Below are 23,770 nucleotides of genomic sequence, written 5' to 3' on the forward strand. Positions count from 1 at the left end.
CACCCGCAGCACCCTAATAAGCGCTAACCCCCCTTAACTGAGGGGACTTGTTGTAGGTGCGTCCAGCGCAGCCTTACAACGCCTATCGCAAGCCTTGTGCCATTTTTTAAAAACACTAAAAATCCTTATAATTCATAGATATAAAAATTTAATCAGAAACCTGAAGAGGTGATCTGGCGGATTCCCGCACGCTCAAGCCATCGCCGTTGGCGGATATCCCCCAGCGCTTGCAACGGTCAAACCGAAGGGCCTGCTTGTGACACAGGCGCTCGCATGTCTACCATCGGCCCGCCTTCCTATATGAGCGAACCCCATGCGCGAACGCACCATCGCCAGCCATTTTGTCCGCGCCGCCTTGCGTGGGGCCGAGCGCCAGGGCCACGACTGCGGTGCGCTACTGCGCCAACTGGGGATTCAACCGGCCCTGCTCGAAGAGCCACGCGCACGCATCGCCCCCGAGCAATTCGCCCGCCTGATGCAACTGCTGTGGGAAAGCCTCGACGACGAATACCTGGGCTTTGGCCGCATGCGCAGCAAACGCGGCACCTTCGCCATGATGTGTTACGCGATCATCCACTGCCATTCGCTGGAAAAAGCCCTGGGCCGTGGCGCGCTGTTCTACAGCCTGTTCCCCGAAGCACCGGCCATCAGCATTCAACGCGAAGGCGACTGGGCGCGGCTGAGCGTGGACGACTCGACCCTGTTGGACCCGGATCATTTCCTGGTGGAAAGCCTGCTGGTGATCTGGCATCGCCTCGGCAGCTGGCTGATCGGCCAACGCATCCGCCTGGAAGAAGCCACCTTTACCTACAGCCAACCCGCGCATGCCGGCGAATACGAACTGCTGTTCCCCGGCACCCGGCGCTTTGGTGCAGGTAGCACCAGCCTGCTGTTCCACGCCCGCTACCTGAGCATGCCGCTGCTGCAGGACGAACGCACCCTCAAGCAATTCCTCCAACACTCCCCCGCCGACCTACTGGCCCGCCCGGATGGCGGCGACAGCCTGATCAGCCAGATCCGCCGCCTGCTCGGCCGCGACTGCAGCAACTGGCCGGACCTGGATGCCGTCGCCCAGCAACTGCATATGAGCCCGCAGACCCTGCGCCGCCATTTACGCGAGGAAGGGTCGAGTTTTCAGGAACTCAAAGACCACCTGCGCCGCGACCTGGCGATTTATCACCTGGGGCGTGATGAGCTGGCGATTCAGGATATTGCTGAGCAGCTGGGGTTCTCCGAACCGTCGGCGTTTCATCGAGCGTTTAAGAAATGGACGGGACTGACGCCGGGGGCTTATCGGGCGCAGGAAGGGTGAGGCTGAGGTGCAATACAGCCACCTCGAGCAGCACGGCTCCACCGGTACCGACGTTGAATTGATCCCCGATCAAATCCTGGCGCACCTCGCTTGATCTCAGGAATCAAATGGAGAAAGAGCGCTTCTGCCTAGGTTAAGTGTCCATTAGTAGAAAGCCATATTGCTTGCACGAACGAATTCAGTTCAGGCTTGAAAATCAAGAAGAATTGCAGCCGTATTTGAGAAAAGGGAAGGGTCAATGAGCACGGCATACCTCACAAAACCAAATGAGTTTAGCCATAAGTTTTTGTTAAAAGGGCAATATCAACCTACCCGCGAAGACATCATGCTTTTCCCGCAACGTTTCGAAGCTATAAAAGCATCAATTTTTGAAAGCATGCTTCTCTTTAACACCATTAATTTTAAAGTAGTCGGAGAAAATATCCCGCTCGCGATTCTAGCTACAGAAATAGGAACTAAAGGGATTGAAGAACTAATAGATCAAGAAGCGCTGCGATTCACTCACTGGACCCCAATGATTCTACATTTCGTTGAAAATATACCTGGAGTGTATCCACTGGCATCTGGGCGCCGTAGTTCAAAGGCTCACAACGACCCCGAGGAATCAATTTCACTAGGACTCAATGCGCTCGCACAGAAGTTAAATAAAAAAGAACGAAAAACTTTAATTAGAAAGATCAGATATCTGTACGAGCACGCAGAGGACAACATAGAACACAACTCCAAAGACTATGTCCTATCAGCTTTCGACTCCAACAAGCTTTCTAAGCTCGGATTAGACAAAGAAATACACGACATATACCAACTCCCAAGCCATTTGAAAGAAAAACTATCCAAGTGCGCCGAAGAACTGCTCGAATACAAGCACATAACAAACGCGAAACTAACTTCAACCGACAGCGTTGGCGGTCACATCTTACTTAACGAATGTATAAACAAGATAATAAAAATAAATCACCCCGAAGCATTCTCAAAAATAATTGAAATTGAAAACTTCCCCGACCTGAGGAAAGTCTATTCCAACATAAGCACTCCTCTTAGACAGGCTGTAAAAATAAGAAGCAATAAAAACACTAGAAAATTCCGCTCCTGGCTTGACGAGACCGTCGAAAACAACGAGCTCAGCGAAATTTCAAAAGCTTATATTGACGCAATAGCAAACAAGAAGGGCTTCTTTGATAGCCACGCTGGAAAACTCACTAAAACGACAGTCATGGCTCTCGCTGGTGCTGGAGTAGGTGCAATTGCAGGGCCAGTCGGGCTAGCGGTCGGTGGAACGATCGGCGCACTCGTGGCACCTGCAGCTGACATAGGTTTCGATCTTGTAGACGAGTATGCCCTTAGCGGTCTGCTGAAAGGGTGGTCTCCTCGGATGTTTATCGAGGAGCTTCGCAAGCTAAATATTAAAATCGAACCTTCGATTTAGCGAACTAGGCATATATCCGGAACTCCGTCGTCAGTAGAAAAAGGGGACCGGCTTATTTTCTCCGTCGCCTATTTCTACTGATTTCGCCTTTACGGCGAGTTACTTTCTCTTTGCTTGTGCAAAGAGAAAGTAACCAAAGAGAAAGCACACCCGACATCCGGGTTTCGCTTCGCTCAACTTCCCTCGCTCCGGTGCTGTTCCGAGGGTCGTCACGGTGGGCCATCCCTGGCCCATCGTTCCTCGTTTGGCATCCATGCCAAACGCCCCTCTACACAGCACCTCCACTCGGCCTCCTGACGGGCCCCGGACGCGCGCTTGCGAGATTTCTACAAAGTTAAAGTCCACAGCGTCTGAGCTTTTGCTCTTAAACCACGCACTTACAGACGACGCCAAACGCCCCTTCAGGAGGGTGAACAGAATCGTTGCGTAAGGGGTTGAGCGGCATGGATGCCGCGAGAGCCGCGATGGGCCAGGGATGGCCCTTCGCGGCGGGCCCCTGGAGCAATGATGGCGTGAACGTACCCTGCCGCAGGCAGGGCCGGATGTCGGGGCAAGCATTTTTGGTTACTTTTTCCGCGACTGGAAAAAGTGACTCGCCCGTAAGGGGCGAAACCCAAACCCAAAATCACCACGCTAATAAACTTGCCGCAAAACCCGAATAAAATAAAAAACAGCAAAGCTCGCGGCTAAAGCCCCTCCTACAAGGTCGGCGTTATACCTTTGCTTTTTGCTTTTTGCTTTTGATTTGCTCTGAGCTGCAACCACGCAGCCCACTAGCAGAACGGGGCGGGTCGAGTCGCACAGCGATGACACGCATCACATCGGCCGGCATGGGCATCGCTTCGTTCAACCCATCCTACTGACTCAAAAATCAGTATTTACCTTACTATTCCGGCCCTCACCCTGCGCTCGCACACATGCTGTGACAGAGTTCCACTTGCCAAATCGGCCAGCTTGTAAGCGCCCTGCAAAACTGCCATCGTGCCATGCGGCCGTAGGATTCTAGGCAGCTCCAGCCCCTCTCTATTTCTGTCAACAAGGATGATTGCAGCATGACTATCGTGTCTGAGAAAAAATCGAAGTTTGCTTCCATGGCTCTGGCGAAATATTGCCTCGTGGCCGCTATTGCCACGGTCATTTCAGGCTGTGACTCCGCCGAGTCGGATGTACAGCAGGTGGTTATCGACAACCTTCTCGCCAAAGACGTCTACAAGTTTGGCGAGTTCACCGAGGTCAACGATCTCGGTGCCTGCCAGACGGTGAACACCATGGGTACCAATGGCCAGGAGACCGGCGACCTGCAGGCTCTCTTGCTCAAGGTGGATGACACATGGAAGTTCATCAGCTTCGATAGGGTCAGCCATGAGGAATGCGTTTCTGCCATGGAAGACGTGACGAAAGAAATGCTCGAAAAACAGAACGGCTAAGCCGTTGCTGGTTCCTGCCTCGATAGCCATACGAGGCAGAACTGAAAGAAAAAGGGGACGAATTTATTCGTCTCCGAAGCTCGTAGGATGGGTCGAATCGCACAGCGATGACAGCCATCACAGCGGCAGCATGGGATCGCTGCGCTCAACCCATCCTACGGGCTGCCATACCTCAGTCGCTCAGGCGAACGCGAAAACTCGCCCCACCCAACGCCGAATCCTCCAGCAGCAACCCCCCGCCATAACTCTCAATAATGTCCTTGACCACCGCAGTGCCAATGCCCTGCCCCGGATGCTGGGCGTCCAGGCGTTCGCCTCGGCGCAGGATGCGTTCGCGCTGGTCGGCCGGCACGCCCGGGCCGTCATCTTCCACGCACAGTTCGAGCACATTGCCCTGCTGCCTGACGCTGACGCGTATCTGCCCAAGGCATAGGCGGTAGGCGTTTTCCAGCAGGTTGCCAAGCAGTTCCAGCAGCGCGCCCTGCTCCATGGGTAGCTGCTGCTCCGTGGCAAAGTCGCGCTGCACATGCACCTGCTTGTCGCGATAGACCTTGTCCAGCGCAGCGCAGAGCGTATCGAGCAAGGGAGCCAGGTGTGCGCTGTGGCGAACCAGGCCGCTTTTGCGCAGGCTGGCGCGCTGCAACTGGTAGCCGATCTGCTGGCTCATGCGTTCGATCTGCTGTTGCAACACCTGCGACTGCTCGCGGTTGTGCGGCTGGGTGGCGATCACTTCACCGACGCTTTGCAGCACCGCCAGGGGCGTTTTCAGGCTGTGCGCCAGGTCGTCCAGGGAGTGGCGATAACGCTCGCGCTGTTGGCGTTCGCTGTCGAGCAGGCGGTTGAGCGAGCCGGTCAGGCGCAGCAGTTCACGGGGGTGGTCTTCGCTAAGGCCCTGGCGTGTACCGGCCTCGACCTGATCGAGTTCGGCGCTAAGCCCGCGCAGGCTGCGAAAGCCCCAGGTCAGGCCGAACCACAGCAAGCCCAGTAGCACCAGCAGCGCGCCGCCGAGCCACAGGTAGAGCTGGCGCATAAAGCCATCATGCATAGCCTGGTAATCGCTGGCCGGTTGCATGGTGACCACGCTGAACGCGGCGCTCTGGCCGCGCAGCAGGTCGACTTCCGCGTCGTAGACGAAGAACTCGCGGCCGTGGCGATCGGTCATGCGCACAAACTCATGGCCACGGCCGTCGTAGCGCGGCTGGTAGTCGACGCTTTCATCCAGGGACGAGCGCGACTGCCAAACCAACTTGCCCTGACGGTCATAGATAAAGCCCAGCAGCTTGGCTTCCAGGCTGTCGAACTCATCACCCGGCAGTTTGTCGGGCATCGTCAACCGGCCGTTGTCAGTGCGCGCGGCGGACACCAGGGCCGCCGCATCGGACGCCAGGCGCTGTTCAATCGACTGCTCCAGGGCAATCACAAAGGCTCCGCGCAACGCCGGGAGTAGCGCCAGCATAAACAGCACGGCCAATACCGCCGTGCCGAGCATCAAGCGCAGGCGCAGCGAAGCGCCACGTCGAGGCACCCGTACAAGCGGCTCTTGCGGATGGGGCATCATCGGCAGCGCTCGGTAAACAGGTAGCCCTGGCCGCGCACGGTTTCGATTGGCTTGAAGCCCTGCGGCCCTTCCAGCTTGCGGCGCAGCCGACCGACCAGCACTTCGATCACATTCGGATCGCGCTCGTCGTCATCCGGATAGAGCTGCTCGATCAGCCGCTCCTTGGGCACCACTTGCTGCTGGTGGCGCATCAGGTATTCGAGAATGCGGTACTCGAAGGCCGTCAGGGCCAGCCCCTGGCCGTCGAGCTGCGCCTGCTTGCGATTGAGGTCGAGCAGCAAGGGCCCGGCGGCGATGGTCGCCTGGGTAAACCCCGAAGAGCGGCGCAGCAGTGCGTTCAGGCGCGCGTCCAGTTCCTCGAACTGGAACGGCTTGACCACGTAATCATCGGCACCGGCAGCCAGGCCTTCGACCTTGTCCTGCCAGTTGCCACGGGCGGTCAGAATCAGAATGGGGAAGCTCTTGTCCTGGCTGCGTAGATGGCGAATCAGGTCCAGGCCGCTCATGCCTGGCAGGCCGAGGTCGATCACCGCCAGGTCATGGTTGTACTCGCTAACGCGGTACAGCGCTTCCTCGGCATTGGCCACCGCATCGACCACATGGCCCTGCTCGCCAAGGCGACTGTAGAGGTGGTGGCGCAGCAGCGCTTCATCTTCCACGACCAGCAATTTCATCCTTTACCTCCAATAAAGCGGCCGGGCATGTTGCCCGGCCCTTGCGGCCTACCTGATGGTTAGAGCCGGTCTCGGGTCTCGCGAGCTAGAGTCAAACAAGGCGAAAACGGCCGAGGAAGCGCAGTTTACGAGTTGTAAATGAGCATTCCGAGGCCGTTTTCAACGCAGTTTGGCCGACGCGCAGCAGATCCGAGGCTGGTTCTTAGAATTTGTAGTTGGCACCCAGGTACAGCTGGCCGCTGCTGTGCAGGTCCAGCGAGCCGGCCTTGCCTGCGCCATGCGCGGCCATTTCGGTGCTGGCACTGGTGCGCAGGTAACGGTAGCCCGCCTCGATCGAGGCATTGCGGTTGATGTCTTGCAGAATGCCAGCCTGCAGGCCGAGGGCATAGCCGATATCGCTGTCACGCTTGAAGCCTTTGCTCTCCTGCTCCAGCTTGACCAGGCCGGCCGTGGCCCCGCCAAACAGCTTGGTGTTGTAGTCGCCCACCGGCAGGAACACATCGTAGCTGCCGAGCAGGTTCTGCTGACGCAGCTTGAGGCCGCTGTAGGTGTCCGAGACATTCTCGTAGCTCAGGTAATAACGATCGGCATCGCTGACCTGGCCGGCGCGCACACCCCAGGTGGCGCTGTCATTGATTACCTTGTCGAGCTTCGGGCTGTTCAGGTTGCTGTTGAGTGCCCTGGATTTCTGGATGTTGTTGTCGGTCTGGCCCCAGGTCAGGCCGGCGAAGTTGTCGGCGGCGTTGGCGGCCACAGCGGCGAAGGTCAGGGAAGTGGCCAGGGCCAGTTTGCTCAGCGTGTGGTTCATGGTGCGGTCCTCAGTGGTTAGTCGGTGTTGCTTAACTCGAGGTCCATGTTGCCTACCCCGAGCTGAACGCCCACTGAACCCTTGCTGAACCTGAACTGAACCCGGTGCACGGCAGCCCCTCTGCCGGCAGAGCCCGGCCACTCTCCGGCGGCGGCGAGAAAAAGCCGCTTGTCATGATTCAGCTCAATGTTTTTGTCCCTATTGCTTGTAGGGTCTAGCCTGACTGCTACGCATGAATGGAGTCAGCTGAGATGCCTGCCACCAACCGCGACACGCCGAACACGAGTGGGCACGGCTCAAGGCCAACGACTCGCTGGAATGCCACAACTGCCACAACTTCGAGTTTATGGGCTTCACCCGCCAGGGCCAGCGCGCCCGGCAGATGCACTCCACCGCCCTGGCCAGCGGCGCAGCCACCTGCATCGACTGCCACAAGGGCATCGCCCACAAGCTACCGGACATGAGCGGGGTGCCAGGCTGGTGAAGAGATAAACCCATAGGCTCAGATACGCCAGCCAGCTCGTCGGCCGCATCGCTTGGAGCCACTTCCCTAGTAGATAAGGAGTAGTCGACGATGAACGATTTCGTGGTCAGCGCCCGTCGGGTCAAACAAGCCGAGTTCGAGGCCGAACCCGGCCCCTCACACATGCTGCTGGTACCGCCGGATGCCAAAGAGCCCAACCCCAAACACGGGCGCATGGGTGACACCTGGGTCAAGGCCTGGCTGCAGCAGTTACTGGCCGAAGCGATCTGGGGCACGGATGAGCGCACCGGCGCGGAGCGCGGCGACATTCTGGTGTACGTACATGGCTACAACAACAGCGCCCCCGACGTGCTCAAACGCCACCGCCGGCTCAAGGCCGACCTCGCCGCGCTGGGTTGGAAAGGCGCAGTGGTGTCGTTCGACTGGCCCAGCGACAACAAGACCGTCGGCTACCTGGAAGACCGCCACGACGCCAAACTCAGCGCCATGCAGCTGGTTACCGACCTGATCGCCCTGCTGGCGGCCAAACAGACTCCGGATTGCGCGGTAAACACCCATATTCTTGCCCACTCCATGGGCACCTACGTGGTTCGCGAGGCCTTCGACGATGCCGACGATGCACGGCTGGAAAACAACAGCTGGATGATCAGCCAGCTGTGCTTTATCGGAGCCGATATCTCGGCCTCATCGTTGAGCCTGGGGCATGCCAGCAGCGACTCGCTGTACCGCCATTGCACGCGCCTGACCAACTACTTCAGCTTGGGCGACAGCGTGCTGAAACTGTCCAACGTCAAACGTGCAGGCGTCGCGCCACGCGCGGGCCGAGTGGGCTTGCCGGATAACGCACCGGACTCGACAGCCGATATCGATTGCACCGCCTACCATCAGCTACTGCTCAGCGATAAAGCCATGCAGGCCCGCGACCAGCCACAGGATTTTCTCGGCAGCGAGGATCACTCTTGGTACATCGGCAACCGCGTGTTCACCCGCGACCTGTTCGAAACCCTCAAGGGCGACCTGGACCGCAGCATCATCGCCGCTCGTGCGCCCATATCAGGGAGTAGGCGTTTAAGCCTGGTAGGCAAATAGCCCCAGGCGTAGAGCGGCAGGCAGAAAATGCGGCCATAAAAAAACGGGAGCCCAATTGGGCTCCCGCACTCATTCTCAGAGAAATGCAGGTACAAGCCTCACGCATGCACCCGCTACAACCTCACCTGCGCCTCCATGGAAGCGCATGCCGCAGTGTGGCAAAAAAACCTCGGCCACTGCGTTTAGCTTTGTTGCCGCTTTGCAAAGAAATGTAAACGGCGTATCCGGCTGGTCGATGGCGCATGCACGCGGCAGAATGCGCCCATGAATACAGCCTACCTGCCCGCCTGCTGCGCCCCGCTAAGTGACCACTGGCCGCTGCCGCAGCGGCTGGCCAATGTGCAGCTGATCAGCACCCGCTTTGATCCAGCCCTCTTGCACGCCGATGACTTCAGCCGCTGCGCCGTCCCGCCGATTACCGGTGTGGCCAAACGCCAGGCGGAATACCTGGCCGGTCGCCTGTGCGCCCGCACCGCGCTGCAACGCCTTAGCGGCATTTTCGCCGTGCCGGCAGTCGGCCCTGATCGCGCGCCGCAGTGGCCCGTCGGTACGCTCGGCTCGATCACCCACGGCAGCGGCTGGGCCGGCGCATTGGTGGGTCACAGCACCGACTGGCGCGGCCTGGGCCTGGATATCGAACAGATCATGCCGGCCAACCGCGCCGAGCGCCTGGCCGGGGAAATCCTCACCCCGGCCGAACTGTTTCGCCTCGAAGCCTTGCCTGCCGAACAGCGCGCCCAGCGCATCAGCCTGACCTTCTCGCTCAAGGAAAGCCTGTTCAAGGCGCTCTACCCGCTGGTATTGCGCCACTTCTATTTCCAGGATGCCGAACTGCTCAGCGTCGACGCCGACAACAAAGTGCGTATGCGCCTGTTGATTGACCTGCACGCGGATTGGCCAGCCGGCAGCGAACTGGCCGGCCAATTTGTCGAATTCGACGGTTATCTGCTGAGCCTGGTCAGCATCCCGCGCTGATCTGTCGAGCGCAGCCGCCCAAAGCCCTAGGCAAATCCGCTAAACTCGGCCGATTGCCGCCTGGAGTGCCCTATGCGCGAAGATTTGAATCAAGGCCTGATCGAGTTCCTCAAGGCCTCGCCGACCCCTTTTCATGCCACCGCCAGCCTGGCTCAACGCCTTGAGGCGGCCGGTTTTCAGCACCTGGACGAGCGCGCCAGCTGGCACACCGAGGCCGGCGGCCGCTATTACGTGACGCGCAACGACTCCTCGATCATCGCCTTCAAGCTTGGCAAGCGCGCGCCGCTGGAAGGCGGTATCCGTCTGGTTGGCGCGCACACCGACAGCCCATGCCTGCGGGTCAAACCGCAACCGGAACTGCAGCAACAGGGCTTTTTCCAGCTCGGTGTTGAGGTGTACGGCGGCGCATTGCTGGCGCCCTGGTTCGACCGCGACCTGTCACTAGCCGGTCGGGTGACCTACCGCCGCGACGGCAAGGTGGAAAGCCAGCTGATCGACTTCCAGAAGCCGATTGCGATCATTCCCAACCTGGCCATTCACCTCAACCGTGAGGCCAACCAGGGCTGGGCGATCAACCAGCAGATCGAGCTGCCGCCAATCCTCGCGCAGATATCCGGCGATGAACCGGCCGATTTCCGCGCACTGATCACCGATCAACTGGCCCGCGAACACGACTTCAGCGCCGATGCGGTGCTCGATTACGAACTGAGCTTCTACGACACCCAGAGCGCGGCGGTGATTGGCCTGAATAGCGACTTTATTGCCGGCGCGCGGCTGGACAACCTGCTGTCCTGCTACGCCGGGCTGCAGGCGCTGCTGGCGGCGCCGGATGAAGAAAGCTGCGTATTGGTCTGCACCGACCACGAGGAAGTCGGTTCCTGCTCGGCTTGCGGTGCCGACGGCCCGATGCTCGAACAGGTACTGCGCCGCGTGCTGCCGGACGGCGACGCCTTCGTGCGCACCATCCAGCGCTCGCTGCTGGTCTCGGCCGACAACGCCCACGGTGTGCACCCCAACTATGCCGACAAGCATGACCAGAACCACGGCCCCAAGCTCAACGCCGGCCCGGTGATCAAGATCAACAGCAACCAGCGCTACGCCACCAACAGCGAAACCGCCGGTTTTTTCCGTCATCTGTGCCTGGAAAATGAAGTGCCGGTGCAGAGCTTCGTCACCCGCAGCGACATGGGTTGCGGCTCGACCATCGGCCCGATCACCGCCAGCCAGCTGGGCGTGCGCACCGTGGATATCGGCTTGCCGACCTTCGCCATGCACTCAATCCGCGAACTGGCCGGCAGCCACGACCTGGCGCATCTGGTGAAAGTCCTCACGGCCTTCTACGCCAGCGCCGAACTGCCTTGATCATTCCCCAGCTGTCTGCCAGCTAGCGCTTGTACTGCTGCCGGTAGGCCGCCGGGGTCAGGCCGGTCACGTGCTTGAAGGTGCGGCGAAAGCTCGACTCATCGCCGTAACCCAGTGAGTCGCTGATCCGGCTGATCGAATCGGCCGTCAGGATCAGCCGCTCGCCGGCCTGGTTGAGCTTGATCAGGCGCACCTGATCGGCCACCGCCAGCCCGGTCAGCGCCTTTACCTGACGCGCCAGGGTCCGCGCGGATACCGCCAGTTCATCGGCGAGCCGCTGCACACTGAGCTGCTGCGCCGGCAGCTGCTCTACCAATAGATGCAACCTGCGCAGCAACGGCTCTGTCTGCAGCATCAGGCCGACTGAACGAAACACCGGCGTCGCCGACTCCGGACGCGGCAACACCATCAGCGTGGCGATCTCGCGATAGACCACCTCTCCCAGTTGCTCCTCAATCAGCGTCCGCGCGATCGCCAGGTAACCGCTGACGCCGGAGGCCGTGGCAGTCAGGCGATTGCTCACCTGGGTCTGCTCGAACTGCCAACTCACCTGAGGGAAACGCGCCTGCAGGCTGGACGCCAGCCACCAGGTGGCCGTCGCGCGTTCACCGTGCAAACGCCCGCTCTGCGCCAGCAGGCACACACCGGTGCAGTAGCTCCACAGCCGTGTGGTGCGCGGCAACTGACTCAGCGCCCGAATCAGCCCACGGTTGTCCTCCAGCGCTTGGGCGATCATCGCTTCCGAATCCGCCCACAACCCGGGAATCAGCACGGCGCTGCACGCGGCCTGCGCCAGACTGCTCTGCGGCTGCAAGCGCATGCCCTGGGTACAGTCGACCGGCGCACTATCCAGGCCCACCCAGCACAACTCAAAGCGCTGTTCACCCGCACGCCGATTGGCCGCGGTCAACAGATCGGCGAAGGCAAATAGACCGGCCGGCATGCACCCGGGATACAGCAACAGGCCGATCTTCTGCGCAGGCATGAAATGTCCTATTTATGGCAATTCCTGCCATCTTTATCCCGCAGATGGATTTTTACAATGGCCGCTCCTACCCCGGAGGTCGCCATGAAAATCACCCAACTGCGCAATGCCACCCTGATCATCGAATTCGGCGAGGTTCGCCTGCTGGTCGACCCGATGCTGGCCGCCCAGGGCCAGCTGCCGGCGCTCAAGTACCTTGCCCGGCGTCGGCGCAATCCGCTGGTCGAACTACCGGACAACGCCAGCGAACACCTGCAGCGCGTGACCCACTGCCTGATCACCCACTGCCAGAAGGGCCATTTCGACCACCTCGACCGGGCCGGCGTGCGCTGGCTGCGCGAGCGCCAGCTGCCGATCATCTGCATGACCGAAGACGCGGACTATCTGCGCAAGCTCCGGCTCAATGTCCACCAGGTGCTGCCCGAGCAGATGACCAGCCCCTTCTTCGGCGGCAGCGTTCAACCCATTCCCTGCCTGCATGGCGAGGGCTTTGTCGGCCGAATGATGGCCCATGGACATGGTTACTTTATTCAGATAGCAGGCGAACCCAGCCTCTACATCGCCGGCGACACCCTACTCACCGCCGACGTTCGCCAGTGCCTGACGCAATGGGTACCGAAGGTGAGCGTGCTACCGGCAGGCGGCGCGCGTTTCGATCTGGGTGGCGAGATCATCATGGGCCAGGCCGATATTCTCGCCGCGCTGCAGCTCAGCAGCGGCATCGTGGTCGCCAACCACCTGGAGGCCCTCGATCATTGCCCGGTAACCCGCGCCGGTTTGCTGCAAGAGGCCACTCGCCGGGGACTCAGCGAGCGCCTGCGCGTCCCGCTGGATGGCGAAACCCTGGAGTTCTTGCCAACCTTGCAAAGGCAAGTAGTAGCTTAAGCAGCCATCACTCTGGCACTTCGACGCTCACATGCAGGGCGTCGTGGCGCCAGAACTCCAGGTCGCAATCGATCAGCCGACCGTGCTGATCACGGTTGATCCGCACGATGCGCAGCGCCGGGCTGCCCACCGCCACCTTCAAGGCCGACGCGGCTTCGCTGTGCAAGGCCGTCGGCACCATATCGAAACGCACCCGGCCGTAGTGAATGCCGTACTCGCTGGCGTACAACTCGGTCAGCGAACGGGTCAGGTCGAAATCGAGAATGCCGGCGAAGTAATTCGGGTTGAGGTAGTGCTCGACATACAGCACCAGACGGCCGTCGATACGCCGCGCACGACGGATCTGGTAAACGCTGGACAGCGCCGGCAAGGCCAACAGTTGGCAGATCTCGGCGCTGGCCGGCATCAGCCGCGCGCTCAGCACTTCGGTGGCCGGCACCCGGCCCTGCTCGCCCACCATGGCGTGGAAGTGGCTGCGCACCAGCGGGTTGTAGGCCAGGCGTGGCGGCGAGACAAACCAGCCGCGGCGCTCCTCACGATAGATCAGGCCTTGGGCTTCCAGCTGACTGAGCGCCTCACGCAGGGTAATCCGGGTGGTATCGAATACCTCGCTGAGCTTGCGCTCGGCCGGCAGCTGGCTGCCCGAAGGCAAAAGACCGTGCTCGATCTGTTCTTCCAATGCCCGGCAGATCGCCGTGACCGCCCGCGGCGCTTCATCGCGCATCAAGACCTCCATTTTTGGACTAGTCCAGCCCCATTCCGGGGCAGAAACCGCTGCAGGCAACGGCTCGAAAAGCATGTTTCAAGTTTAAGCAGTCTTGATGACCGAGCCGTGACAAAAATCTTTCGACCCATCTATCAATCGGCAAAACCGGGCTTTGCCAGTGGTTAATCGCCGGTTTATGGATGGTCTACGCTTGCTGATCAGCCATCCGCAGCGCTAGTTGTCGGCCAGTGGAGGGTGAATGTACATAAAAATGTAATCAAAGCAGCCTAAATTGGCGTAAGTCTTGCTGATCTAGACCAGACTTTTTCACCGCACGCACCCTCATCGCAAAGGAGTTTCCAATGAAACAATTGCTGCTGGCTTCACTGATGGGCTCGGCTATCGCCCTGGCAACCTCCGCCATGGCGGCTGGAACGGACTTGAAAGCGCTGGAACAAGCCGCACGCGCAGAAGGCGCGGTGAACAGCGTGGGCATGCCCGACAGCTGGGCCAACTGGAAGGACACCTGGGTCGACCTGGGCAAAGTCTACGGCCTCAAACACATGGACACCGACATGAGTTCGGCCCAGGAAATCGCCAAGTTCGCCGCTGAGAAAGACAACGCCACCGCCGATATCGGCGACGTCGGCGCGGCCTTTGGCCCCATCGCCGTGCAGCAGGGTGTTACCCAAGCCTACAAACCCAGCACCTGGGAACAGATTCCAACCTGGGCCAAGGACGCTGACGGCCACTGGATGCTGGCCTACACCGGCTCCATCGCCTTTATCGTCAACAAGCAGCTGGTCAAGGATGTACCGCAGTCCTGGGCCGACCTGAAGAAGGGCAAGTACAAGGTCGCCATCGGTGACGTCAGCGCCGCGGCCCAGGCCGTCAACGGCGTACTGGCCGCATCCATCGCCAACGGCGGCAACGAGAAGAACATCCAGCCGGGCCTGGACTTCTTCGCCGAGATCGCCAAGCAGGGCCGCCTGGGCCTGTCCAACCCGACCATCCAGACCCTGGAAAAAGGCGAAGTGGAAGTCGGCATCGTCTGGGACTTCAACGGCCTGTCCTACCGCGACCAGATCGACCCGAGCCGCTTCGAAGTGCTGATCCCATCCGACGGTTCGGTGATCTCCGGCTACACCACGGTGATCAACAAGTACGCCAAGAATCCTAACGCCGCCAAGCTGGCGCGTGAGTACATCTTGAGCGACGCCGGGCAAATCAACCTGGCCAAGGGCAACGCCCGGCCGATCCGCGCCGAACACCTGACCCTGCCAGCTGAAGTGCAGGCTAAGCTGCTGCCGAACGCGCAGTACGCCAAGGTTCAGCCGATCAAGGACCCAGCCGCCTGGGAAGCCACCGCGAAAGCACTGCCACAGCTGTGGCAGGAAAATGTGATCATCGAAATGCAATAAACGCTCGCCCACAGCCCGGCGCTCGCCGGGCTGTGTTTTTGCTCAAGGAAATCGCTCGATGAAACACAACGTCATCCTGGTGGTACTGGATGGCCTGAACTACGAGGTGGCCCGCCATGCGCTGGGCCATCTGCAGGCCTACTGCGGCGCTGGCCGCGCTGCGCTGTACAAGCTCGAGTGCGAGCTGCCCTCGCTGTCCCGCCCCCTCTACGAATGCATCATGACCGGCGTAGCGCCGATCGACAGCGGCATCGTGCACAACGATGTGGTGCGCCTGTCCAACCAGCGCAGCATCTTCCACTACGCCCGTGCTGCCGGTCTTTCCACCGCTGCGGCGGCCTATCACTGGATGAGCGAGCTGTATAACCGCGCGCCCTTCGATGCGGCCCGCGACCGCCATACCAGCGACAGCGCCTTGCCTATTCAGCATGGCCATTTCTATTACGCCGACCACTACCCGGACTCGCACCTGTTCGCCGATGCCGAGCACCTGCGCGTGCAGCACAAGCCGAACTTCCTGCTGGTGCACCCGATGAATATCGACGACGCCGGCCACAAACATGGCCTGGACTCGCCGCAATACCGCAACAGCGCGCGCCACGCCGACCTGCTGTTGGCCGAATACCTGCAGCGCTGGCTGGATGCTGGCTACCAGGTGCTGGTGACTGCCGACCACGGCATGAACAACGACCGCTCGCACAACGGCCTGCTGCCGGAAGAGCGCGAAGTACCGTTGTTCGTTGCTGGCAGCGCCTTCAGCCTGGATGGCAACGCGCAGCCACGCCAGACCGAATTGTGCGGCACCATCTGTGCCCTGCTCGGTGCCGCGCATGACAAACCCTGGTGCAAGGAACTGCTCAAGTGACGGCAAGCAAACCCCGCGGCAAGTGGCTGGCACTGCTGTGCCTGCTGCCCTTCGCGATCTTCTTTATTGCCTTCCAGATCGCCCCATTGGCATGGGTGGCGGTGCACAGTCTGAGCGTCGGCGATGCCTGGGGGCTGGGCAATTACCAGAAGATCTTCAGCTCCAAGTTCTACCTGCAAGCGATCAAGCACAGCCTGCAGATCGCCTTCTGGTCGAGCCTGTTCGGCATCGTCATCGCCGTGCTCGGCAGCTACTCGCTGCGCCAGGTCGACTCGAAGCTGCGCGACTTCGTCATGGCCTTCTCCAACATGACCAGCAACTTCGCCGGGGTGCCGCTGGCCTTCGCCTTTATCATCATTCTCGGCTTCAACGGCGCGCTGACCCTGCTGCTCAAGCAGGCCGGAGTGATCGAGGACTTCAACCTGTACTCCAAGACCGGGCTGATTGTGCTCTACACCTACTTCCAGATTCCCCTCGGCGTGCTGCTGCTCTACCCAGCCTTCGACGCCCTGCGCGAGGACTGGCGTGAGTCAGCGGCGCTGCTCGGCGCAGGCACCTGGGACTTCTGGCGACATATCGGCATTCCGGTACTGACCCCGGCGCTGCTCGGCACCTTCGTCATCCTCCTGGCCAATGCCCTCGGCGCCTACGCCACGGTGTATGCGCTTACCACCGGTAATTTCAACGTACTGCCGATCCGCATCGCCGCCATGGTCGCCGGCGATATCAGCCTCAACCCGGACATGGCCAGCGCCCTGGCGATGGTGTTGGTGGGCCTGATGGTGGTGATCACCGCCGCGCACCAGTGGCTGCTAAAGAGGAGCTACCATGTCGCACGCTGATGCTGCACCGGCAGCGCTGTACCACCGCGTGGTGGTCTGGCTGTTGTTCCTGATCCTACTATTACCGCTGGCCGGCACCCTGCTCTACTCGCTGTCCACCAGTTGGTCAGCGACCATTCTGCCGTCCGGCCTGACCTTCAAGTGGTACGTGGCGCTGTGGAGCGATCCGCGTTTCCTCGCGGCCTTCGGCCAGTCGCTGCTGGTGTGTTTCGGCTCCCTGCTGTTGGCCACCGTGTTGATCCTGCCGCTGCTGTTTGTGGTGCATTACCACTTCCCCAAACTCGACGGCCTGATGAACATCTTGATTTTGCTGCCGTTCGCCGTGCCGCCGGTGGTGTCCTCGGTGGGCCTGCTGCAGGTCTACGGCTCCGGGCCACTGGCAATGGTCGGCACGCCATGGATTCTGATCGGCTGCTACTTCACCGTAGCCCTGCCGTTTATGTACCGGGCGATCACCAACAACCTGCAGGCGATCAACCTGCGCGACCTGATGGACTCCGCGCAACTGCTCGGTGCCAGTACCTGGCAGGCCGCCTTCCTGGTGATCCTGCCCAACCTGCGCAAGGGCCTGATGGTCTCGCTGTTTCTCTCGTTCAGCTTCCTGTTCGGTGAGTTCGTGTTCGCCAACCTGCTGGTCGGCACTCGCTACGAAACCCTACAGGTGTACCTCAACAACATGAAAAACAGCAGCGGCCACTTCAACAGCGCGCTGGTGATTTCCTACTTCTTCTTCGTGCTGATCTTCACCTGGGCAGCCACTCGCCTGAACAAGGACAGACCATGAGTTACCTGAGCATCCGCGGCCTGCATAAAAGCTACGGCAGCACCCCGATCTTCAGCGAGATCGATTGTGAAATCGGCAAGGGCGAGTTCATCACCCTGCTCGGTCCGTCCGGCTGCGGCAAGTCCACCCTGCTGCGCTGCATTGCCGGGCTGACTGGGGTGAATGGTGGGCAGATCATCCTCGACGGCCAGGACCTGGTGCCCGTCGCCCCGCAGAAGCGCGGCATCGGCATGGTGTTCCAGAGCTATGCGCTGTTCCCCAATATGAGCGTGGCGCAGAACGTGGCGTTCGGTCTGCGCATGCAGAAGGTCGACGGCAGCGAAGCCGAGCAGCGGGTCAAGGAGGTGTTGGAACTGGTCGAGCTCAATGACTTCGCAGGTCGTTATCCGCACCAACTGTCCGGCGGCCAGTGCCAGCGCGTGGCCTTGGCTCGCTCGTTGGTGACCCGCCCGCGCCTGCTGCTGCTCGACGAGCCGCTGTCGGCGCTGGATGCACGGATTCGCAAGCACCTGCGCGAACAGATTCGCAGCATCCAGCAGGAGCTGGGCCTGACCACCATCTTCGTCACCCATGATCAGGAAGAAGCCCTGGTCATGAGCGACCGGATCTTCCTGATGAACGCCGGCAAGATCGTCCAGAGCGGCGACGCAGAAACCCTCTACAGCGCCCCAGTGGATGCCTTCGCCGCCGGCTTTATCGGCAACTACAACCTGCTCGACGCCGACGCCGCCAGCCGTCTGCTGCTACGGCCGATCAGCAGCCGCGTGGCGATTCGCCCGGAGGCCATCCAGATTGGCGCACACGGCAGCATCCAGGGGCAGATTTGCAGCCATCGCCTGCTCGGCAACGTGATCCGTTACCGCATCGAGGCGCGCGGCGTCGAACTGCTGGTGGACGTGCTCAACCGCTCGCCGGCCGACCTGCATGCCCGAGGCCAGCAGATCAACCTGAATATTGAAGACAACGCTATTTGTGAGGTGGCCTGATGGCCCTGGCAATTTTCGACCTGGATGAAACCCTGATCGGCGGCGACTGTGCCAGCCTGTGGACCCAGGAAATGGTCAAGCTCGGCTGGGCCGATGGCGAGAGTTTTCTAGCCCATGAACAGGAGCTGATGCGCCAGTACGCCGCCGGCAGCCTGGCCATGGAAGACTATATGGCCTTCACCCTGTCGCCCCTGGTCGGGCGCACACCCGAGGAAGTTGCCCATGTGGTCGAGCCGTTTGTCGAGGACGTGATCGAGCCGATCTTCTACAGCGACGCCACCCGCTGCCTGGCCCATCACCGCGCCGCCGGTGACCGGGTGCTGGTAATTTCCGCTTCGGCGCATTTCCTGGTCAGCGCCGTCGCCGCGCGTCTAAAGATTGAGGAAGTGCTGGCCATCGACCTGGAAATCCAACACGGCCACTACAGCGGCCGTACTCAGGGCGTGCTGACCTACCGCGAAGGCAAGGTCAGCCGCCTACAGGATTGGCTGCAAGAACAAGGCGAAAGCCTCGACGGGGCCTACTTCTACTCCGACTCACGCAATGACCTGCCGCTGCTGCAAGTGGTCGCCAAGCCCCATGTGGTCAACCCCGACCCCACCCTGCTGCAGTATGCCGAGCAGACCGGCTGGCCGATCCTCAGCTGGCGCTGATTGATCTGGGAAGTGGCGCAGATGCCTGGCCACAGGCTATAAAGCGCCACCTCCCAGCCATACGCCTGCATTCATGCCCAGCAGTTCCCCCCTCGCCGCCTACCAACAAGCGATCGACCGCGACGGGTTCAAGTCCGACCCGGCGCAGTGGCAGGCCGCCCAGGCCCTGCACGACTGTCACCAGGCCTTGCAGCTGCCTGCACCGGCGCAACCTGTGCGTGGGGTCTACCTGTGGGGGCCGGTTGGCCGCGGCAAGACCTGGTTGATGGACAGTTTCTACCAGGGCCTGAACGTCCCGGCGCGGCGTCAGCACTTTCACCACTTTATGCGCTGGGTGCATATGCGCCTGTTCCAGCTCACCGGCACGCCTGATCCGCTGCAGGCATTGGCCGTACAACTGAGCCACGAGGTGCGCGTGCTGTGCTTCGATGAGCTGTATGTCAGCGATATCGGTGATGCGATCATTCTCGGTCGGCTGTTCCAGGTGATGTTCGAGCAGGGCGTGGTGCTGGTGGCCACCTCCAACCAGCCGCCCGAACTGCTGTACGCCGAGGGCTTCAACCGCGAGCGCTTCCTGCCTGCGGTGGTCGCCTTGCAGCGACATATGCAGGTAGTCAGCATCAACGGCGAGCAAGACCACCGCCTGCACCCAGGCACCGCGCATACCCGCTACTGGGTCGCCATACCGGGGCAGCCTGGCGTACTGAGCCAGATCTTCAGCCAGTTGGCCGCAGGCAGCCCCAGCAGTGATCAACCGCTGATGCTTGGCACCCGCACGGTGCCGGTGCTGCGCTACAGCGCCGATGTGCTCTGGTGCCGCTTTGCCGACCTGTGCCAGCAGCCCCTGGCCGCGCCGGACTTTATCGCCCTGTGCGACCGCTTCCGCGCCATCCTGCTCAGCGAGGTGCCGAATCTGAGCAGCCCGCAGCGCGCGGCAAAGATTGCCCGTGGCACCGAAGATGGCGTCGAACGAATAGTGGCAGGCGACCGCCAGCTGCCGGCGCTGTCGATCAAGGATGACAGCGTACGGCGCTTTATCGCCCTGGTGGATGAGTGCTACGACCGCAAGGTGCCGCTGTATCTCGAGGCCCAGGTGCCGCTCGCCGAACTCTATACCGAGGGTTACCTGAGCTTCGCCTTTCGCCGCACCCTGAGCCGTTTACAGGAGATGCAGCTCCAGCGCTTTGGCGCTTAAGCTTGCATGGCCCAACCATGCACATTCATCGCCGCCTGGCGCAGAGCCTCGGAGCGGGTTGGGTGTGGATGGCAGATCAGCGCAATATCTTCGGCCGAAGCGCTGAACTCCAGGGCCACGCAGTACTCGCCGATCAGTTCGCCGGCGCTGGGGCCGATGATATGCACGCCAAGAATCTGGTCGGTGCGCTCATCGGCCAGCACTTTGACGAAGCCTTCGGCCTCGTGGTTGATCTTCGCCCGGCTGTTGGCGGTGAAGGGAAACTTGCCGACCTTGTAGGCACGCCCTTCGGCCTTCAGCTGTTCCTCGGTCTTGCCCACGGTGGCGACTTCCGGCTTGGTGTAGATGACCCCGGGAATCGCGTCGTAATTGACCTCGGCGGCATGCCCGGCGATGCGTTCAATACAGGCGATGGCTTCATCTTCGGCCTTGTGCGCGAGCATCGGCCCAGAGGTCACGTCACCGATAATCCAGATACCCGGTACGCTGCTGCGGTGCTGCTGGTTTTCCAGCATGCCGCGCTTGTCGGTGGCCAGGCCGACGCTTTCCAGACCCAGGCCAGCGGTATAGGGGCGGCGGCCGATGGCGACCAGTACATAGTCAGCCTGGAGTTGCTCGACAGCGCCGCCAGCAGCTGGCTGCAGGTCAAGGGTGACGCCTTTGGCCGTGGCCTTGGCGGCGCTGACCTTGGTTGCCAGTTTGAAATTCATCCCCTGCTTGCTCAGGGTGCGCTGCAGGGTTTTCGCGGTTTCGTCATCCAGGCCTGGGCAGATGCGGTCGAGGTACTCCACCACAGTCACTTCGCTGCCCAAACGCCGCCACACCGAACCCAACTCCAGGCCGATTACTCCGGCACCAATCACCACCAGATGCTTTGGCACCTTGGGCAAAGCCAGCGCGCCGGTGGAGTCGAGAATGCGCTGGTTATCAATCGTCACCCCCGGCAACGGCGTCGGCTCCGAGCCAGTGGCAATCACGATGTCCTTGGCTTGCAACTCACGCACGCTGCCATCGGCCAGGGTCACCGTGACCTTGCCCGGTCCGTTCAAGCGGCCCCAACCCTTGATCCAGTCGACCTTGTTCTTGCGAAACAGAAACTCGATGCCCTTGGTCAGGGCCGTCACGCTTTCATCCTTCTGCTTCATCATCTGCGCCAGATTGAGCGTCGGCGTGACCTCGATGCCGAGGTTGTTCAGCTCGCCGCTGGTCGCCGCTTCATACAACTCCGAGGCATGCAGCAACGCCTTCGACGGCATACAGCCGACATTCAGGCAGGTGCCACCGAGGGTTTCGCGGCCCTCAATGCAGGCGACTTTCAGGCCCAGTTGCCCGGCGCGGATGGCGGCGTTGTAACCGCCAGGGCCGCCGCCGATGATCAGCACGTCATAGTTACTCATGCAGTCGCTCCTCTGGATGCGCAAAAGCCTGTGTCAGGGTTTACCGGGCCAGCGCGGCGCTCACCACCGGCCGCGGGCGCAGCAGGTGAAAGGCGCTAAACGCCGCCACGGCGAATAGGGCATTCAGCAACACCATAGGCCAAGCGCTGCCATCCGCCAGCACACTGAGCAACAGACCGCTGCAGGTGGCCCCGGCCATCTGCGCAAAGCCCATAAAGCCCGCGGCCAAACCGGCGCGATGGGCATTGGGAATCACCGCGCCGGCCACCGACGCCGGCAGCAGCATGCCGCCGCCCAGGGTCACCAGCACTTGCGGCAGCGACAGACCAAGCACGGACAAACCGGCGAGCCGGTACACCAGCAGCGTGGCGATTGCACCCGCCAGGACCAGCGCCACACCAATGCCGACGATTTTCTGCGGGCCCAGGCGCAGGATCATGCGTTGGGTGAACAAGGCACCGGCGATCAATGCCGAAACGATCGCGGCAAAGGTCACCCCGTACTGCGCCGGGCTTAACTGCAACAGGCCGATATACACCGCCGACGAGCCGGCAATCACCGCGAACATCGCGCCGTAGGTGCCGGCCAGCGTCAGAGCAAACGCGCGAAATGAGGCGGACCTCAGCAAATCGAGGTAATTACCGGCCAACCCGCGCAACTGCCCGGCCTGCGGATCGAGGTTCTGGTTGCTTTCACGGTAGCCACGCAGCACCGCCAGCAGCGCGCCAGCGCCGATCAGCAGGGCCAACAAAATCGGCGCATGCCAGCCGCCATAAAGCGTCAACACCCCACCGATCATGGGCGACAGGACAATCGCGCAGAGCATGCCGATCACCGTCATGGCCAAGGCCGGGCCGGCTTGCGCATGCCAGACATCACGCACAATGGCGCGTGCCAGCACCAAGGCCGCGCAGGCACCCAAACCTTGCAGGACGCGGGCGGCGACAAACTCGCCCATGCTGCTGGCCAGCAGCATCCACAGCGTCGCCAGCAGGTACACCAGCAACCCGGCAATCAGCACCGGCCGCCGACCAATGCGGTCCGACAGCGGGCCGAGCACCAGTTGGCCCAGACCAAAGGCCGCGACAAACGCCGATAGCGCCAACAGGCTGCTGCCCGGCTGCGCCGACATGACCAGCTCGATCGCCCCGAGGCTGGGGATGATCAGCTGGGTGGAGATCTCTCCCAGGGCGGTCAAGGCAATCAGAATCAGCAACAGACCGCGCGAAGGTGATGGATAGCCGTGCATGGTTTGCACCCTGTATTCGGTAGCCGGCGTGGCTCGCCAACCAATAATATTTCGACCATAATATAAATGATTAAATGATGTCTATAATTCAAATCAGATACCCACCGCCATTCATCAGCCACACTGCGGAGACCCATCCATGACCACCCCATCACGCGAAGACAAACTGGCCGCCTGGCGCGCTGCCGAACAAGCCATGCGCGCCACTCTCGGCGCGCCCGGCAGCATGAGCCTGGCCGAAGTCAGCGCGCTGCTGCCGCAGGAGTTCTTTGACCGCATCGGCAGCGGCGAACTGCCTTCCCCACCCTTCGGCCACCTGCTCGATTTCATTCCACTGGAATGGTCGCCCGGGTGCTTCGTCTTCCAGGGCACGCCCGATGCGCGCCACTACAACCCGCTGGGCAGCGTGCACGGCGGCTACGCCGCGACCCTGCTCGACTCCTGCATGGGCTGCGCCATTCATACTCAGTTGCAGCGCGGCCAGGGCTATACCACCACCGATTTGCGCGTCAGCTACATTCGCGCCCTCAGCAGCAAGGTCGGGCCGATCCGCGCGGAAGGCCGCATCGTGCATGTCGGCCGCACTACGGCGCTGGCCGAGGGGCGGATCTACGATGTCGACGACCGCCTGTATGCCGTCGGCTCGACGACCTGCCTGATCCTGCAGTTGCCCAGCTGAACATCACG

Annotated in this window: 22 protein-coding genes and 1 pseudogene; 16 read left to right on the plus strand and 7 right to left on the minus strand. The window is 61.2% G+C overall.

What is annotated here, in order from left to right; genetic code table 11:
• The first annotated feature begins 313 nt into the window (after positions 1–313).
• From WBK23_RS15050 to WBK23_RS15060, 3 genes are all read left to right on the plus strand, one after another.
• On the plus strand, positions 314–1,312 hold the full coding sequence (locus WBK23_RS15050; RefSeq protein WP_424484739.1) for an AraC family transcriptional regulator: 999 nt from the start codon (positions 314–316) through the stop codon (positions 1,310–1,312).
• A 238-nt stretch (positions 1,313–1,550) separates the two neighbouring features.
• Positions 1,551–2,738, plus strand: coding sequence for a hypothetical protein (locus tag WBK23_RS15055; protein ID WP_424484740.1), 1,188 nt, complete (start codon positions 1,551–1,553; stop codon positions 2,736–2,738).
• A 1,052-nt stretch (positions 2,739–3,790) separates the two neighbouring features.
• Positions 3,791–4,165, plus strand: coding sequence for a hypothetical protein (locus WBK23_RS15060; protein ID WP_424484741.1), 375 nt, complete (start codon positions 3,791–3,793; stop codon positions 4,163–4,165).
• A 172-nt stretch (positions 4,166–4,337) separates the two neighbouring features.
• On the opposite strand, the gene WBK23_RS15065 is transcribed toward WBK23_RS15060, so the two are convergent.
• The 3 genes from WBK23_RS15065 to WBK23_RS15075 form a co-directional block, all read right to left on the minus strand.
• Entirely contained in the window at positions 4,338–5,720 is a 1,383-nt protein-coding gene (locus WBK23_RS15065; protein ID WP_424484742.1) for an ATP-binding protein, read from the minus strand.
• Complete coding sequence (locus tag WBK23_RS15070) at positions 5,720–6,397, minus strand: response regulator (protein WP_424484743.1); 678 nt, start codon at positions 6,395–6,397, stop codon at positions 5,720–5,722. Before WBK23_RS15070 ends, WBK23_RS15065 begins: the two co-directional genes overlap by 1 nt.
• Before the next feature lie 202 nt (positions 6,398–6,599).
• On the minus strand, positions 6,600–7,205 hold the full coding sequence (locus WBK23_RS15075; protein ID WP_424484744.1) for a hypothetical protein: 606 nt from the start codon (positions 7,203–7,205) through the stop codon (positions 6,600–6,602).
• Between the two features lie 259 nt (positions 7,206–7,464).
• Here WBK23_RS15075 and WBK23_RS15080 point away from each other — a divergent pair.
• The 4 genes and pseudogenes from WBK23_RS15080 to WBK23_RS15095 all read left to right on the plus strand — a co-directional run.
• Positions 7,465–7,689: pseudogene (locus tag WBK23_RS15080) on the plus strand (NapC/NirT family cytochrome c); the annotation flags it as partial.
• A gap of 90 nt (positions 7,690–7,779) precedes the next feature.
• Positions 7,780–8,778 (plus strand): alpha/beta hydrolase, encoded by a 999-nt coding sequence (locus tag WBK23_RS15085; protein WP_424484745.1) that lies wholly within the window; start codon positions 7,780–7,782, stop codon positions 8,776–8,778.
• Between the two features lie 264 nt (positions 8,779–9,042).
• Positions 9,043–9,753 (plus strand): 4'-phosphopantetheinyl transferase family protein, encoded by a 711-nt coding sequence (locus WBK23_RS15090; protein WP_424484746.1) that lies wholly within the window; start codon positions 9,043–9,045, stop codon positions 9,751–9,753.
• Between the two features lie 72 nt (positions 9,754–9,825).
• Positions 9,826–11,115 (plus strand): M18 family aminopeptidase, encoded by a 1,290-nt coding sequence (locus tag WBK23_RS15095; RefSeq protein ID WP_424484747.1) that lies wholly within the window; start codon positions 9,826–9,828, stop codon positions 11,113–11,115.
• 22 nt (positions 11,116–11,137) lie between these two features.
• On the opposite strand, the gene WBK23_RS15100 is transcribed toward WBK23_RS15095, so the two are convergent.
• Entirely contained in the window at positions 11,138–12,100 is a 963-nt protein-coding gene (locus tag WBK23_RS15100) for a GlxA family transcriptional regulator (protein WP_424484748.1), read from the minus strand.
• A gap of 84 nt (positions 12,101–12,184) precedes the next feature.
• On the opposite strand from WBK23_RS15100, the gene WBK23_RS15105 reads away from it, so the two are divergent.
• Positions 12,185–12,985, plus strand: a complete 801-nt coding sequence (locus tag WBK23_RS15105; protein WP_424484749.1) for an MBL fold metallo-hydrolase — start codon at positions 12,185–12,187, stop codon at positions 12,983–12,985.
• A gap of 7 nt (positions 12,986–12,992) precedes the next feature.
• Here WBK23_RS15105 and WBK23_RS15110 read toward each other — a convergent pair whose 3' ends face one another.
• Positions 12,993–13,709 carry a UTRA domain-containing protein gene (locus WBK23_RS15110; protein ID WP_424484750.1) on the minus strand — a complete coding sequence of 239 codons (717 nt, stop codon included), beginning with the start codon at positions 13,707–13,709 and terminating at the stop codon, positions 12,993–12,995.
• A 344-nt stretch (positions 13,710–14,053) separates the two neighbouring features.
• Here WBK23_RS15110 and WBK23_RS15115 point away from each other — a divergent pair, with 344 nt between their 5' ends.
• From WBK23_RS15115 to zapE, 7 genes are all read left to right on the plus strand, one after another.
• Positions 14,054–15,112: an ABC transporter substrate-binding protein gene (locus WBK23_RS15115; protein ID WP_424484751.1), complete on the plus strand. Its 1,059-nt coding sequence runs from the start codon at positions 14,054–14,056 to the stop codon at positions 15,110–15,112.
• Positions 15,113–15,170: 58 nt separating this feature from the next.
• Complete coding sequence (locus WBK23_RS15120) at positions 15,171–15,977, plus strand: alkaline phosphatase family protein (RefSeq protein WP_424484752.1); 807 nt, start codon at positions 15,171–15,173, stop codon at positions 15,975–15,977.
• Entirely contained in the window at positions 15,974–16,819 is an 846-nt protein-coding gene (locus WBK23_RS15125) for an ABC transporter permease (RefSeq protein ID WP_424484753.1), read from the plus strand. Before WBK23_RS15120 ends, WBK23_RS15125 begins: the two co-directional genes overlap by 4 nt.
• On the plus strand, positions 16,806–17,603 hold the full coding sequence (locus WBK23_RS15130) for an ABC transporter permease (RefSeq protein ID WP_424484754.1): 798 nt from the start codon (positions 16,806–16,808) through the stop codon (positions 17,601–17,603). Before WBK23_RS15125 ends, WBK23_RS15130 begins: the two co-directional genes overlap by 14 nt.
• Complete coding sequence (locus WBK23_RS15135) at positions 17,600–18,589, plus strand: ABC transporter ATP-binding protein (protein ID WP_424484755.1); 990 nt, start codon at positions 17,600–17,602, stop codon at positions 18,587–18,589. Before WBK23_RS15130 ends, WBK23_RS15135 begins: the two co-directional genes overlap by 4 nt.
• A complete protein-coding gene (locus tag WBK23_RS15140; protein ID WP_424484756.1) occupies positions 18,589–19,242 on the plus strand; it encodes an HAD family hydrolase in 654 nt (217 codons plus the stop codon). Before WBK23_RS15135 ends, WBK23_RS15140 begins: the two co-directional genes overlap by 1 nt.
• A gap of 73 nt (positions 19,243–19,315) precedes the next feature.
• On the plus strand, positions 19,316–20,437 hold the full coding sequence (gene zapE, locus WBK23_RS15145) for a cell division protein ZapE (protein ID WP_424484757.1): 1,122 nt from the start codon (positions 19,316–19,318) through the stop codon (positions 20,435–20,437).
• Here zapE and lpdA read toward each other — a convergent pair.
• Both lpdA and WBK23_RS15155 read right to left on the minus strand, forming a co-directional pair.
• Positions 20,434–21,834, minus strand: coding sequence for a dihydrolipoyl dehydrogenase (lpdA, locus tag WBK23_RS15150; RefSeq protein WP_424484758.1), 1,401 nt, complete (start codon positions 21,832–21,834; stop codon positions 20,434–20,436). The two genes, zapE and lpdA, sit on opposite strands and share 4 nt — an antisense overlap.
• A 40-nt stretch (positions 21,835–21,874) precedes the next feature.
• On the minus strand, positions 21,875–23,083 hold the full coding sequence (locus tag WBK23_RS15155) for an MFS transporter (RefSeq protein WP_424484759.1): 1,209 nt from the start codon (positions 23,081–23,083) through the stop codon (positions 21,875–21,877).
• A 139-nt stretch (positions 23,084–23,222) separates the two neighbouring features.
• Here WBK23_RS15155 and WBK23_RS15160 point away from each other — a divergent pair, with 139 nt between their 5' ends.
• Positions 23,223–23,762 (plus strand): PaaI family thioesterase, encoded by a 540-nt coding sequence (locus tag WBK23_RS15160; RefSeq protein ID WP_424484760.1) that lies wholly within the window; start codon positions 23,223–23,225, stop codon positions 23,760–23,762.
• Positions 23,763–23,770: the final 8 nt, after the last annotated feature.

Origin of the sequence: Pseudomonas sp. (genome assembly GCF_049653025.1) — a bacterium.
Taxonomy (GTDB): Bacteria; Pseudomonadota; Gammaproteobacteria; order Pseudomonadales; family Pseudomonadaceae; genus Aquipseudomonas.